The following is a 13,750-nucleotide window of genomic DNA, read 5'->3' on the forward strand; positions in this document are numbered from 1 at the left end:
CTGTTTGTCCATCCTAACCGATGCCTACTTAGCACCGGCGGAGCGGGAGCCTTCCATCCCATCGATTTCGCACTGCTCTTGTTCTGACCCCTACTTGCCGGGATCAAGCCTGCACGAGAGAACGTGGACTGACAGCCCAGTACCTTCGCTTGACCATCAACGCATTCTCGGCTGCATTGCATCTTTTGAGGCGATACTCTGCAGAGCGGCGCGCAGTACCTGATAGGCCGGCTCCCCCAAAAGCTCACGATATCGACTTTCGATCCCCTCGTTGAATTCGTGAACGATCTGTATGACCTGGCGCGCCTTCGGAGCAGCGATGATGAGCTTGGCACGCCTGTCGGTCGGGTCCGGTGCGCGCTCGACATAACCGAGGCGTTCCAGTTCATCGATCAGTTCGCCCATCGCCGCCTTGCCCATGCTTGCCCGCTCGGCGAGCACGCTGGGACGCGTTCCTTCTTCCTCAATATTGGCAAAGACAGCGCCATGCTTCGACCGGATAGCCGGGTGGCCGCGCAGGTGAAGGGTCTGGGTGAGCGCATGCGCGGAAGCCTGATAGGCATAAAGCAGAAGCGATTGCGTGTAAGGCGTTGCCATGTTTCCAATTCGGTCCATTCGCTATATAGTACGGCATCCATACCATATAGTCGGAGACAAGGAGACTTAAGATGTCACCGGACTCAGATGCTGGACAAGCCACGCAACAGATCGTCGATGCGTTCGTCGCCGCCTGGAATACCCATGACGCCGAGGCCTTTGCCGCCATCTTTGCAGATGACGCCGATTTCACCAACGTGTTCGGGATGAAAGCAAGGGGCCGCGCATCGATCGAGCAGTTTCACAGGCCCATATTCGAGACGATGTTCAAGGACAGCCATCTGGAAGTTATGGACACGCAAGTACGCCCCATCCGGCCCGACGTGATTGCGCTCGACATGCACTGGAGCATGTTGCGCGCTCGCGACCCAGTGGGGAACGAATGGCCAAAGCGGCACGGGCTAATCAGCGTGGTGGTTGCGCGCGAACAGGACGCCTGGACAGTCGTGGTGATGCACAATATGGACCTGCCAGAGGATGGTATGGCTGAAGCTCAGTGCGAGTTGCATCGGCCGAGCGGCGCTACGATTTTGCAGAGGCGGCAGTCTACGGTGTCGGTAGCGGAGCGGGCTTCGCGCTGGCGGTGATCATGATCGCCGCGCTGCGCACACGGCTCGCCTATGCCGACCTGCCGGCCAGCCTGCGCGGGCTGGGCATGGCCTTCATCCTCGCCGGCATGATGTCGCTCGGTTTTGCGACCTTCGCGCAGATGGCGGCGCCATGACCGAGATTGTGCTGGGTTCAATCCTCGTTATAGCGCTGGTTGTTGGCATGGCGGCGGCGCTGATCGCGGCGCGCGGCAGGCTACTGCCGCAAGGCGCGGTGCGCGTGACCGTCAATGGAGGCAAAATTATCGAGGCCGGACGGGGCGATGAGCTCCTGTCGATCTTGCACAACGCAGGCATCGCTATACCGGCGGCCTGCGGCGGCAAAGGTACATGCGGTCTCTGCCGCGTGACGGTGACAGGCGATAGCGGCGAGTTGCAGGCGACGGAGCGCGGCCTGCTTTCGCCCGCCGAGCGACGCGACAATGTGCGGCTCTCCTGCCAGACGCGGCTGCGCGGGCCGGTCGAGGTGATTGTCCCGGACGATGTTCTGGCGGCCGAATCCTTTCCATGCCGGATCATCTCCAACCGCATGATGGCGCCGCTGATCCGTGAGCTGGTGCTCGAGCTTCCCGACGGTCGCGACTTCGCATTCCGTGCCGGCGGTTTCGCGCAGTTGACCGCGCCCGCCTACGAGCTCGATTTCGCGTCGATCGAGGTCGATCCAGTTCATGAACAGGCGTGGCGCATCGCCGGCTGGCCGGCGCTGAGATCGGTTTCCACGGGACCGGTGACGCGCGCCTATTCGATCGCCAACCGGTCCGACGATGTGGGCCGTATTGTCTTCAATATCCGGCTTGCCGTGCCACCCGCCGGCCGCGAGCACGACATCCCGCCCGGCACCGTTTCTTCCTATTTGTTCTCGCTGAAGCCGGGAGACACAGTTGAGGCCGGCGGCCCGTTCGGCGAGTTCCACGTCCAGCCGACGGAGCGCGAGATGGTGTTCATTGGCGGCGGCGTCGGAATGGCGCCGCTGCGCTCCATGATCCACGAGCAGATCGGGCTCGGCACCAAACGGCGTATGTCCTATTTCTACGGCGCGCGCACGGTCGGCGACCTGTTCTATGTCGAAGAATTCGAGGCAATCGCCCATGCGAATCCGAACTTCACATGGACACCGGCGCTGTCCGATCCCGCGCCGTCCGACCGCTGGACCGGCGCGACGGGGTTCGTGCACGACACGGTACGTAAGGCACTTGCCAACCATCCTGCACCCGACGAGTGCGAATATTACCTGTGCGGCCCGCCGGTGATGATCTCGGCCGTGCTCGCCATGCTCGACCGGCTGGGCGTGGAGCCGCATTCCATCTACAATGACGATTTCGGAGGCTGATGCCATGCGCGCCAGATCCCGCACTATCCATCGACGCGACGTTCTTACCCTCGGCGCCGCCGCGCTGCTGGTCGCCCGACCGGCGGTTGCGCTGGGAGCCGCGCCTGTGGTCGGACTCCCCGGCGACGCCTTTGGCACCGGCTGGCGCGTCACGCTTCCGGCGGGCGCGGATACTTCCCGCCTGAGGGCGCGGCTGGCCGCCTTGCTGGAGGATGTTGACCTTTCATTCTCACCCTGGCGGGCAGACAGCACCATCGCCCGGTTCAATGCCGGAGGAGAAGGCAGGTTCGCGGCTGGCGCTGAGATCGTCGAGGTGACTCGCGCGGCGCTGCGAATCGCCGAAGCGAGCGGCGGGCGCTTCGATCCCACTGTGGGGCCGCTCGTCGCTCGCTGGGGCTTCGGCCCGATCCGCAAGGGGGAAACCCCGCCCGATGGCTGGCGTCAGATCCGTGCGGAAGGCGACAGCCTTTCCAGGCGGAAGGGCGGCCTGACGCTCGACCTGTGCGGCATTGCCAAGGGTCATGCGCTCGACCGCATGGTCGCGCTGCTCGAAGAGGCCGGGCATGGCGACTTCCTCATCGACCTCGGCGGCGAGCTCGCCGCGCGGGGCCGGCATCCGTCGGGACGGGACTGGCATGTCGGCATCGAGGATCCGCGGCCTGACACGGACGACATGGCGGACGTGCTGCGGCTCGCCGACATGGCGGTGGCCACCTCCGGCGACAGGGCCAACAGCTATGCGGTCGGCGGCCGGCGCTACAGCCACATCATCGACCCCGCGACCGGCGAGCCGGTGGCGAGCGCTCTCGCCTCGGTTGCGGTCCTGATGCCGACCGCGCGGGAAGCGGACGGCTGGGCGACGGCGCTTATGGCGGCAGGCGAGGGCGGGCCGGAACTGGCAACCGGACTTGGCATTCCAGCTCTCTTCCTGTTCCGCGACGGCGAGCGCCTGCGCCGCGTCGCGACCGGCACGTTCGAACGACACCTGGCCTGAGGCGCTGAGATGGAAATCATTCTTGCAATCGCGATTGTCAGCCTTTCGGCAGGCGGCCTCGCGGTCGGTCTCATGATGGGGCGCGGCGCGCCGCGCATGGGTTGCGACGGCCTCGCCTGCATCGGCGGGACGCGCTGCCACGATTGTCCCAACCGCGACCGGGAAGGGCAGGCATGAACCCAGACACGATGATCGAGCGCGTCATGCGCACGGACTTTCCCAGCTTTTCGCCGCAAACGCCGATACGCGAGGCGGTCGCCATGCTGGCACGCCGCCATACGCCCGCCGCGCCGGTGATCGACGCCTCCGGCGCGCTTGTCGGCATCCTGACCGAGAAGGACTGTTTTCGGCCGATGCTCAACGCCAGCTACTATCAGCAATGGGACGGCAGCGTCGCCGACCATATGAGCCGCGACGTCCGCACGCTGCCGGTCGACCTCGACTTCGTGTCGGCGGCGGAGGAGTTCCTCGCCCGGTCGCACCGCGTCTATCCGGTGATGCGCGACAGCGAGGTCGCGGGCTTGCTGCACCGCTCGGACCTGCTCGAAGCGATCCTCTCTGCCTCGGAATTCGGCCCGCGGCCTTCATGAGCGGTATGCCGTCTCGGTAATGGAGTCGCATCGGCAGCTTTCACAAACTTTCAAGAATGCGGACGTTCATAGGCTCGCCTCGCTATCTTTTGAACCGGAACGGCCAGGTTTCTCCCATCGACGCGCTGCGCTTGACCCAGATCATGGTAGCGGTTCCAATGCGCTGCTTGGCTGCGGGAGTTCCAACAGGAAGGATCGAAGAATGAAGGGCTTTGTAGACGACATCGAAGCGTTGACCGAGGAGAACACCGACTTTCGGCGGGTGCTCTACACCGGCGCGAAGTTACAGCTTGTACTGATGGCGCTCCAGCCGGGCGAGGAAATCGGCGAGGAAGTTCATGAGGATCGGGACCAGTTCTTCCGTGTCGAGAAGGGGAAGGGTGAAATCGTCATCGACGGTGTAACGACCAGGATCAAGTCCGACATAGCGATGATCGTCCCCGCCGGTGCTCGCCACAACGTCAGGAACACAGGCGACAAGGCGCTGCGTCTTTATACGCTGTATGCCCCACCGGAGCATCTGGATGGCACTGTCCATGCCACAAAGGCCGATGCTGATGCATCGGACGAGCACTTTGACGGCAAGACCACGGAGTAGAAATTCTATCAAGTTGGCGAGGCAAGCGCGTTGCCTCGCTCAACTTGTCACCGTCTTCTCACTCATGCTGATGGAACACGTCCCGGCGTTGGCCGATAATGCAGCTACTCGCGGAGCTGCCATTGTCGACGAATGGTGTCGCATGTGCCATCAGCGTGCCACCGACAAACCCGACCGCGACATTGGTCTTCCCCCAGAAAGTTGGTCCGGTCTGAGAGTTAGAGTTTCGGCTATTTTGGGTTCGAAAGGAGCACGGAATGGCACGGAGGAATTATACAGCCGAGCAGATCATCGGGCTATTGCGGGAAGCGGAGGTTCGGCTTTCACAGGGTGAGAAGACCGGTGCAATCTGCCGAGGCTTGGGAATATCGGAGCAGAGCTATTATCGCTGGCGTCGTGAATATGGCGGTCTGAAGGTCACGCAGGCAGCACGGCTGAAGGCGCTGGAGAAGGAGAACGCCCGGCTGCGGAAGGCGGTGTCCAATCTGACGCTGGATGCCCTGATCCTGAAAGAGGTGATTGAGGGAAAGTACTGAGCCCTTCGCGACGCCGTGCTGGCGTTGCCCATGCCTGTGCGGCTCTCGGTGTATCCGAGCGCCGTGCATGCCAGGTGATTGGCCAGCACCGTTCGACCCAGCGCCGATGTTTACAGCCACGATCCGATGAGAAGCGCCTGACGGCAGATATTGTTCGCCTGGCTTCGAGTTATGGTCGTTATGGCTATCGCCGCATCACAGCCCTGCTACGGCAGGAGGGCTGGACGGTGAATGCCAAACGGGTTGAGCGCATCTGGCGTCGCGAGGGGCTGAAGGTTCCCACTAAACAACCGAAAAAAGGCCGTTTGTGGCTGAACGACGGATCGTGTGTGCGGTTGCGGCCGTACTATCGCGGCCATGTCTGGAGCTACGACTTCGTCGCCGATCGCACCCACGACGGCAAGGCCTTCCGGATGTTGACGGTGATCGACGAGTACAGCCGCGAGTGTCTGGCGATACATGTCCAGCGACAGATCAAAAGCGACGATATCCTGGCCGTGCTGACCGAATTGTTCGCAAAGCATCGTCCACCGGCGCATATCCGCTCGGACAATGGCGCCGAATTTACCGCGACTGCCGTCCGGGACTGGCTCGGCAGGATCGGCGTGAAGACACTCTACATCGAACCGGGTTCACCGTGGGAAAATGGCTATTGCGAGAGCTTCAATGGCAAGCTGCGTGATGAGCTGCTCAATGGCGAGATCTTCTACACCCTCAAGGAGGCGCAAATCCTGATCGAGAACTGGCGCCAGCATTACAACACCATCAGGCCGCACAGCTCGATCGGCTATGTTCCGCCAGCCCCGCCAGCCATCTTGCCTCCTGCCGCCACCCTGCTCTACCCTCCACCCAGGCCAGCCAATCTCGGCGACCACAACCGCCGGAACTCTAATCTAGCCGGTGGACCTCCCTAGTGGGGCAGGCCAATCTCTGATCCGGCTTTGCCGGATAGGATAGTTGTTCCCGGCGGGTTTGGTCGACATTTTGTGAGGCGGAGTGATACCGAAGTGCAGCGACTTTCCATCGATTCATCGATCGTCCTGACCGCCGCGACCGTTCTGGGCCTTGCGATCGCCCTTGTCGGCAACTGGTTTCTGGACGGCAATGCGAGCTGTATCGGCTTCGGGACGGCTCTCGCCTATCTGGCGGGTGGGGTTCCGACCGGCTGGCGGGCGCTAAAGGCCTTGTGGAACGAGCGTACTCTCGACATCGACCTGTTGATGATCGTCGCGGCAATAGCCGCCGCCGCCGTCGGAGCGGCGATCGAGGGCGCGGTCCTGCTGGCGCTGTTCAGCCTGTCGACGACACTGGAGGAACGCGCCATGGGGCGGGCGCGACGTGCGATCGAAGCGTTGATGGCGCTGCGTCCGGAAACGGCATTCCGAAAATCCGCGGACGGCGCGGTGGAGGAGGTGCCGGCGTCGTCATTGAGCGTTGACGATATCGTGGTTCTCCGCCCCGGCGCGCGGGTTCCCGCCGACGGAACCATCATGGCCGGGCGCGGCGCGCTGGACGAGTCGACCATTACGGGCGAATCCATGCCCGTCAGCAAGGAGCCCGGCGGCAAGGTCTTTGAGGCGACCGTCAACCTCGACGGCGTGCTCGAGGTGCAGGTCACGAAATCGCTCGAACACAGCACCGTGGCGCGAATGATCGCGCTGGTGACGGAAGCCCAGGCGGCCAAGGCTCCATCGGAACGCTTCAGCGCCTGGTTCGGCCAGCGCTATACGATTGCGGTGCTGGTGGGAGCCGTTGTCGCCCTTGGCGTTTTCTACTGGCTCGGGCAGGATTGGGAGACCGCGCTCTACCGCGCCGCGACATTGCTGGTCGCCGCAAGCCCGTGCGCCATCGTGATTTCGGTGCCTGCCGCTATCCTGTCGGCCCTGTCGGCCGCCGCGCGTGGCGGTGTGCTGTTCAAGGGCGGGGCCGCGCTGGAGACGCTGGCCGCCGTCGACATATTCGCCTTCGACAAGACCGGAACCTTGACTACGGGCCGTGCTGAAGTGACCGGGATCGTTGCCGTCGACGGAAACGAGACGGATTTCCTGACGGCGCTTGCGAGCGTTGAAGCGCATTCCGAGCATCATATCGCCGATGCGCTCCGGCGCGAAGCCGCGCGGCGCGAGCTGGAACTTCACGATGTTCATGATGTGAAGGCAATCCCGAGCGCCGGCATCGTCGGGCGGGATGCCGGTGGACCGGTCTGGGTCGGCAACCGGCGCATGGCACAGATGATGGGAGCCTCGCTCGATCATGACGATTTTCAGGCGTTGCAGGACAGCGCCGAGACCGTCGTCTATCTCGGGCGTGAAGCGCGCGTTCTTGGCGCCGTCAGCGTAGCCGACACATTGCGCGACACTTCTGCCAACGCCTTTGCCGCCTTGCGTGAGAGCGGCGTCAAGACCATCGCCATGATGACGGGCGACCGTCAGCCTGTTGCGTTGCGCATCGGCGAGGCGTTGGGGCTGAAGCCGGACGAAATCCATGCCGACATGCTGCCGGAAGACAAGGTACGCCTCGTCGGCGAGATGGCGCGGGACAGAAGAATCGCCTTTGTCGGCGATGGGGTGAACGATGCGGCTGCGCTGGCGCGCGCCGATGTCGGCATCGCTATGGGGGCGGCTGGTTCGGACGTCGCCCTTCAGGCCGCCGACGTCGCGTTGCTGTCGGAAGATATGGAACGGCTCGCGGCCGCGCACCGCCTTGCCCGGCGCACCGCGTCGATCATTCGCCAGAATCTTGTATTCGCCATCGGGGCGATGCTGATCCTTGTCACCGGAGCGGCCTTCTTCGAACTGCCGTTGCCGTTGGCGGTGCTGGGTCATGAGGGCGGCACGGTCCTCGTCGTTCTCAACGGGCTGAGGCTGCTCAACGATCCGATCCGCAAAGGACGGGGGTCTGCTCCGGAACGCATGACTCCGGAACAGGCCGCACGTCATGAACATTCGCCCGCTCAGGATCGGGTTGCCATTGACCCGCTGCGCGCGCGGACGGGCTAAAGCGCGTCGCGATCTTCCAGATTCGCTCCATGCGCCTTAGCCCTTTGTTTTTGCGCATGTCTTTGTCCCGAAACCGGTTCCCACTTTCGGGAGACATGCTTGTCTTATGACTTTCGTTGCCGAACTGGCGAGAAAGGGAACCGCTGTGAGAGGGTTGCCGCCCTCCCTCAGCGGCGAGGGTCGGATCGTTGACATGCGGACCGTTTGACGGGTCGAGCTAGAGTAGGATCGCCCTCGTCTTTCTCTTGAGGCCTGAACGGATACCCGGAGTTCGGCTCCGAACGACAAGCACAGGACAAGCGAAAGATGACCAACGATACCATCGGCGTCGACATCTCGAAAGATCATCTCGACGCCCACCGCATGAGCGACAGCGCGAGCCGCCGCTTCGCCAATGACAGTGTCGGCCACAGAGCTTTCATCGGCTGGCTGGGACAGCCCGACGCGCGCATCGTCTATGAGCCGACTGGTCCCTATCATCGGGCCTTCGAGCAGAGGCTGGCAGAGGCGGGATTGGCGCTGGTCAAGGTCAACCCGCGTCAGGCAAGGCGATTTGCCGAAGCCACCGGCACGCTCGCCAAGACCGATAGGCTGGACGCGGCCATGCTGGCGCGTATGGCCGCCCTCCTCGACCTCGAGGCACGGCCGGCGCGCAGCCCGGTTCTCAACGATCTCAAGGACATGCACATGGCCCGCGAGGCGCTGGTGAAGAACCGCACGGCAGCGAGGAACCGGGCAAAGAACCTGACCCTGGCCATCCTCAAGCGCCACAATGGCGAACAACTCAGGCGAATCGAACGTCAGATTGCCGCGATCGAGAAGGAGATCATGGCGCTCATAAAGACCTATCCGGACCTCGCCCGCCGCTTCGCCATCCTCGTGACAATCCCAGGCGTCTCGGCTATCACCGCCTTCGCCCTCCTCATCGACATGCCCGAACTCGGCACGCTCCAGAGCGGCCAGGCCGCCTCCCTCGCGGGCCTTGCTCCCGTCGCCCGGCAATCCGGGAACTGGACCGGCCGCGCCTTCATCCGCGGCGGCCGGGCCAATGTCCGGCAGGCGCTGTACATGCCGGCTCTCGTTGCCATGCGTTTCAACCCCGACCTCAAGGCAAAATACAACCAGCTCAAAGCAGCAGGAAAAGCCTCAAAACTCGCAATCACCGCAATCATGCGAAAACTCATCGTCCTCGCTAACGCTCTGCTCAGGGACCGTCGGAAATGGACCGCATCACTTACTTGACCAACACGGATACTCTAGCTGTCCCGGGAATGCCGGACCCCCCGCATCGGAAATGCTCTATTCGCTTACCGGATCGGCGAAGGGTGTGTCGGGCGCGCAGACGTAGAAAATCGCCATCCGCGCCGGCACGTCGCCCCTGTTGAACCCCGTCATCTTGATGCCGGCAGGCTCGACAAGAACGTCTCCCGCTGTGACCGCCACGGGTTCGCGCCCGTCCAGTTCCAGCGTGAAGGTGCCTTCCAGCATATAGACGGTGACCGGAAAGCGGTGCGAATGACGGGGCGTGACTTCACCGGGAAGCAGGGTTGAGGCAAGCACCCGAACCTCCTGTTCCGGCAGCGTCGGCATACCCTGAACCACCTCGCGGTGAAGCGGGGTCAGCTTCGCCATTCCGCTTTCCTGAGCGCTGCGTGTCAGCCCGACGGTCAGGCCCGCGATCATGGTTTTGACATCGCTTTTGGTGTGCATGGCCGTTCTCCCGGATTGATCGGAAGAATTTAGCTGGGCCGGACAGTGTCCGGCAGCAGAGAATCTGCAAAACCGGCGCGCAAAAGTGCATAATGGCCCGATGTTCGACTGGAACGACCTGCGCCATCTTATCGCCGTCTCGCGTCATGGCAGCACCCTTGCCGCCGCGAAAGCGCTTGGCGTCAACCAGTCCACGGTCCATCGCAGATTGACCGAACTGGAAAGCCGGATCGGCCTGACGCTGGTGAAGCGCCAGACCACCGGCTATCGGCTGTCCGAACTGGGCGAGGCCCTGATCGACAATGTTTTCGCCGTGGAAGCCGCTATCGGCGTTCTGGAGCGCCAGGTTCAGGCGCTGAAGCATGATCTCAGGGGCGTGATCCGTCTGACCTGCCCGGAGCCGACCGTCTCGCGCATTGCTGCCACGGGTCTGCTCGACCGCTTCTACGAACGCTATCCCGGGCTTTCAGTCGAGTTCGTCACCAGCGACCGTTATCTCGACATTGCCAAGGGCGAGGCAGATGTCGCGTTCCGCTCGGGCGAGCCGAACGATGACAGTCTGATCGGCCGCAAGATATGCGATTCCGTCTGGGCGATCTATGCCAGCAAGAGCTACATCCAGCAGCACGGGCGACCCGCCAGCATTGCCGATCTGGTCGATCATGCCATGATCGGCTTCGATGGGATCATGCAGAACCACCGGGCGGCGAAATGGCTGCCAGTGGCGGTGCCCAATGCGCGGGTGGTCAACCGCAGCAACAGCATGCTGGGCACGCTATCGGCGGTGAAGGCGGGCATAGGCGTTGCGCCGCTGCCCACCACGCTCGGCGACGCGGAGGAAACGCTGGTGCAGGTCCTGCCGCCGGTGGAGGAACTCACCCGGGGCTGGTATCTCCTGACCCACTCCGACCTGCGCAAGACACCGCGCATCGCCGCCTTTGTCGATCATGTGCTGGGCGATATCCCCGCGCTGAGGACGGCATTGATCGGATAACGGCCTTCCGAAGTAGCCGCGTCGTCAGGGGGCATCCCCGGCGACATATGCATCGGCCGTTCAGCGAAACGCTTTCCGATGCGGAAACTCGCCCTTGGCGATATATGCCTCTTCTTCGGCGGTCGATGTGCGGCCGAGCACCATGTTACGATGCGGATGCCGGCCGAACGCGGCAATAATTTTACGAACGTCGCTGGCCTGTTCGACCAGCGCTGCATAGATGGGCCGCAGCGAGATCGGAGCTTCCGCCGCTATTTTCCTGCGCAAGCCGATCAGGAGATCCAGGCGCTGCAAATGGTCCGGGCCTTCGCAATGACCGAGCGGCAAGCCAAACACCACCTGGAACCACGGCGTTTCCAAAGACGAATAATGCCCGTTCGCAAGGCCCTCTGTCACCAGCGTCAGCGCGCGGGGATCTTGTGCATAGGCGCGCGCGCTGTCTCGCCAGACGGAGCGTGAGAACTGGTCGAGGATGACGATCAGCGCCAGCCGTCCATGCGGGTCCAGCGCCCAGTGATCGAGCGCGCCGGCGGCCTTTCCGGCAAGATCGGCAAAGCGGGCCACGATCAACTCATCGGCACCACCTTGCATCCTCCAGAACCAATGTGCACGGTGCGTCTGCGCATCGACATTCAGCGCGCGCCGCTCAGGGAACCAGAAGTCGAGAACCTCGTCCCATTCCTGGGGGTTCTTGTTCGGCTTCACATCAAACTCCGCTTCCAAAATTCCGGGCAATTAATTTCGTAACATGAAACCAGCGCCGATGAGACAGGGGTTTTTGCCCCGACCGCTTCTAAGCGGCAACGCGTTCAGCGGCCTGCTCGATGGCTGTCCTTTGCCTTTCGGCACCGGGAACGCGCAGCAGGCGCATGCCGTTTAGGATGACGATCAGCACCGACAGCTGGTGGACCAGCATGCCGCCGGCCATGTGGATCGAGCCGGTATAAACGCCAACCAACAGGCCCAGCACAGTCAGCACCGCGATGACCAGGTTCTGGCGCATATTGGCCAGCGTGGCGCGCGAGATCTCCATTGCCTCGGCGATCTTGCCCAGATCGTCGGTCATCAGCGCGATGTCCGCCGTCTCGATGGCGATGTCGCTGCCGCTGGCGCCCATGGCGATGCTGATATCGGCAGCCGCCAGCGCCGGGGCGTCGTTGATGCCGTCACCAACCATCGCCACACGCAAACCCTCGGCCCGCATGACCCTGATCTGCTCGAGCTTGTGGTCGGGCATCATGGCGGCGTGGACCTCATCCACGCCGACGGCGGCGGCGATCGCTTCGGCTGCCGGGCGCTGGTCGCCGGTCAGCATCACCACCCGGTTGACACCCAGCGCATGCAGCCGGTCGATCATCGGCCTGGCGCTGGGACGCGGCATGTCGGCCAGTCCCAGCAGGCCGGCGACCCGGCCATCATGGGCCACGATCACCACCGTGCGGCCAAGCCCATGCAGGCGGGCAATGCCAGCCTTGACCTCAGCATCGAAGGCGATGCCGAGATGGTCGAACAGCCGGTGGCTGCCGACGGCGATCTGCGCGCCGTTGTGGCGGGCAATCAGGCCCATCCCGGCGATTTCCTCCAGTGCCTCGGCGGTGGGCAAATGGCCTTCCGCGCGTGCGGCCTCGATGATCGGGCGGCCAAGCGGGTGGTTGGAGCCGGTTTCGGCAATCGCCGCCCACAAGCAGCACGTCCTGCCTGCTCTGACCCGCCAGCGCCACGATCTCGGCCAGACGCGGCTGGCCTTCGGTCAGCGTGCCGGTCTTGTCAAGCGCCAGCGCGGTGATGCGCCCGGCATTTTCCAGATGCTCGCCACCCTTGATCAGGATGCCGGCGCGCGCCGCCCGCCCGATCCCGGCCACCACGGAGACGGGCGTCGAGATGACCAGCGCACCGGGGCAGCTGACCACGAGCAGCGTCAGCGCCAGTTCGATGTCGCGCGTGACGATGTAGCTGACGACCGCCATCACGAACACGCCCGGCGTATACCAGCGCCCAAAACTTTCGATCATCCGCTGGGCCGGGGCCTTGGCCTCCTGCGCCTCCTCGACGCGGCTGATGATACGGGCCAGCGTGGTATCGGCGCCGACGCCGGTGGCGCGCAGATGCAACAAGCCGTTTTCGGCCAATGTTCCGGCAAAGACGCGCGAGCCGGGCGCCTTTTCCGCCGGGATCGGCTCGCCGGTGATGGCCGCCTCATTGACCGCGGCGGTGCCCTCGATCACCTCGCCATCGACCGGCAGGCGCTGGCCGGCCTTCACCAGAACCGTTTCGCCCAGCACCACCTCATGGGCGGCGACCTCGACCGACTGGCCATCGCGCAGCACGGTTGCGGTGACTGGGGCGGCGTCGAGCAGCGCCTTCAGCGCCCCACGGGTGCGGCTCATGGTGCGCGATTCCAGCCACGCCCCCAGCATGAACAGGAAGGTGACGGCGGCGGATTCCCAGTGATTGTCGATGAACAGCGCGCCGATGGCGGCGACGATGACCAGCATCTCGATGCTGAGATGGCGCAATCGCAGCGATGCCCAAGCGCGCAGCGCGATGTCATATCCGGCCAGCAGGGCGGCAATCGTCATCAGCGGCGCCCAGGGGGCGGCCAGCTCAAAACCATAAAATGCGATCAACGCGGCCGCAATGAACAGGCCGCTGACGATGGTCAGCCATTTGCGCCGGTCGGCAGGATTTCGGTAGACGGCGAGCAACCGGGAAAACATATGTCGTCTCTTTCACGAGCAAGACCCCGCCGCCGGCGCGACGGGGTTCAGGATGAGGGACTGCCATGCGTGGGAAG

15 protein-coding genes and 1 pseudogene are annotated in these 13,750 nt (G+C 63.6%); 11 read left to right on the top strand and 5 right to left on the bottom strand.

The genetic code is table 11. From position 1 onward, the window contains the following. Positions 1-156: 156 nt before the first annotated feature. A complete protein-coding gene (locus DY251_RS18845; protein WP_116625466.1) occupies positions 157-597 on the bottom strand; it encodes a MarR family winged helix-turn-helix transcriptional regulator in 441 nt (146 codons plus the stop codon). A 71-nt stretch (positions 598-668) separates the two neighbouring features. On the opposite strand from DY251_RS18845, the gene DY251_RS18850 reads away from it, so the two are divergent. From DY251_RS18850 to DY251_RS18890, 10 genes are all read left to right on the top strand, one after another. Beyond that, complete coding sequence (locus tag DY251_RS18850; protein WP_116625509.1) at positions 669-1,184, top strand: SgcJ/EcaC family oxidoreductase; 516 nt, start codon at positions 669-671, stop codon at positions 1,182-1,184. Beyond that, positions 1,094-1,321: an Rnf-Nqr domain containing protein gene (locus tag DY251_RS18855; RefSeq protein ID WP_116625467.1), complete on the top strand. Its 228-nt coding sequence runs from the start codon at positions 1,094-1,096 to the stop codon at positions 1,319-1,321. The genes DY251_RS18850 and DY251_RS18855 overlap by 91 nt, the downstream gene beginning before the upstream one ends. Then, positions 1,318-2,535, top strand: coding sequence for an NADH:ubiquinone reductase (Na(+)-transporting) subunit F (gene nqrF / locus DY251_RS18860; protein ID WP_116625468.1), 1,218 nt, complete (start codon positions 1,318-1,320; stop codon positions 2,533-2,535). The genes DY251_RS18855 and nqrF overlap by 4 nt, the downstream gene beginning before the upstream one ends. 4 nt (positions 2,536-2,539) lie before the next feature. Next, positions 2,540-3,529 (top strand): FAD:protein FMN transferase, encoded by a 990-nt coding sequence (locus tag DY251_RS18865; RefSeq protein ID WP_116625510.1) that lies wholly within the window; start codon positions 2,540-2,542, stop codon positions 3,527-3,529. A 9-nt stretch (positions 3,530-3,538) separates the two neighbouring features. Further along, positions 3,539-3,706 carry a hypothetical protein gene (locus tag DY251_RS21675; protein WP_199498878.1) on the top strand — a complete coding sequence of 56 codons (168 nt, stop codon included), beginning with the start codon at positions 3,539-3,541 and terminating at the stop codon, positions 3,704-3,706. Further along, positions 3,703-4,119 (top strand): CBS domain-containing protein, encoded by a 417-nt coding sequence (locus DY251_RS18870; RefSeq protein WP_116625469.1) that lies wholly within the window; start codon positions 3,703-3,705, stop codon positions 4,117-4,119. Before DY251_RS21675 ends, DY251_RS18870 begins: the two co-directional genes overlap by 4 nt. 202 nt (positions 4,120-4,321) lie before the next feature. Next, entirely contained in the window at positions 4,322-4,717 is a 396-nt protein-coding gene (locus tag DY251_RS18875; RefSeq protein WP_116625470.1) for a cupin domain-containing protein, read from the top strand. A gap of 257 nt (positions 4,718-4,974) precedes the next feature. Continuing rightward, a protein-coding gene (locus DY251_RS18880) for an IS3 family transposase (protein WP_245416038.1) occupies positions 4,975-6,167 on the top strand; the annotation gives its coding sequence in 2 pieces (ribosomal slippage) (positions 4,975-5,239 and positions 5,239-6,167; 1,194 coding nt in all). Between the two features lie 93 nt (positions 6,168-6,260). After that, positions 6,261-8,252, top strand: coding sequence for a heavy metal translocating P-type ATPase (locus DY251_RS18885; protein WP_116625471.1), 1,992 nt, complete (start codon positions 6,261-6,263; stop codon positions 8,250-8,252). Between the two features lie 306 nt (positions 8,253-8,558). After that, the gene (locus DY251_RS18890; protein WP_116625472.1) at positions 8,559-9,494 is read left to right on the top strand and encodes an IS110 family transposase; all 936 of its coding nucleotides are present in this window, start codon (positions 8,559-8,561) and stop codon (positions 9,492-9,494) included. 57 nt (positions 9,495-9,551) lie between these two features. On the opposite strand, the gene DY251_RS18895 is transcribed toward DY251_RS18890, so the two are convergent. Next, positions 9,552-9,962, bottom strand: coding sequence for a cupin domain-containing protein (locus DY251_RS18895; protein ID WP_116625473.1), 411 nt, complete (start codon positions 9,960-9,962; stop codon positions 9,552-9,554). Positions 9,963-10,062: 100 nt separating this feature from the next. Here DY251_RS18895 and DY251_RS18900 point away from each other — a divergent pair, with 100 nt between their 5' ends. Then, positions 10,063-10,956 (top strand): LysR family transcriptional regulator, encoded by an 894-nt coding sequence (locus tag DY251_RS18900; RefSeq protein ID WP_116625474.1) that lies wholly within the window; start codon positions 10,063-10,065, stop codon positions 10,954-10,956. Between the two features lie 60 nt (positions 10,957-11,016). Here the strand turns inward: DY251_RS18900 and DY251_RS18905 are convergent, their stop codons facing one another. The 3 genes and pseudogenes from DY251_RS18905 to DY251_RS21910 form a co-directional block, all read right to left on the bottom strand. Further along, positions 11,017-11,661, bottom strand: coding sequence for a DUF924 family protein (locus DY251_RS18905; RefSeq protein WP_199498879.1), 645 nt, complete (start codon positions 11,659-11,661; stop codon positions 11,017-11,019). 88 nt (positions 11,662-11,749) lie between these two features. Next, positions 11,750-12,640 (bottom strand): heavy metal translocating P-type ATPase, encoded by an 891-nt coding sequence (locus DY251_RS21905; protein WP_281004484.1) that lies wholly within the window; start codon positions 12,638-12,640, stop codon positions 11,750-11,752. Positions 12,641-12,725: 85 nt separating this feature from the next. After that, positions 12,726-13,673 (bottom strand): annotated as a pseudogene (locus DY251_RS21910) (heavy metal translocating P-type ATPase); the annotation flags it as partial. Between the last annotated feature and the right edge of the window lie 77 nt (positions 13,674-13,750).

The organism is Mesorhizobium denitrificans, from assembly GCF_003403035.1.
In the GTDB taxonomy this organism is placed as follows: Bacteria; Pseudomonadota; Alphaproteobacteria; order Rhizobiales; family Rhizobiaceae; genus Mesorhizobium_G; species Mesorhizobium_G denitrificans.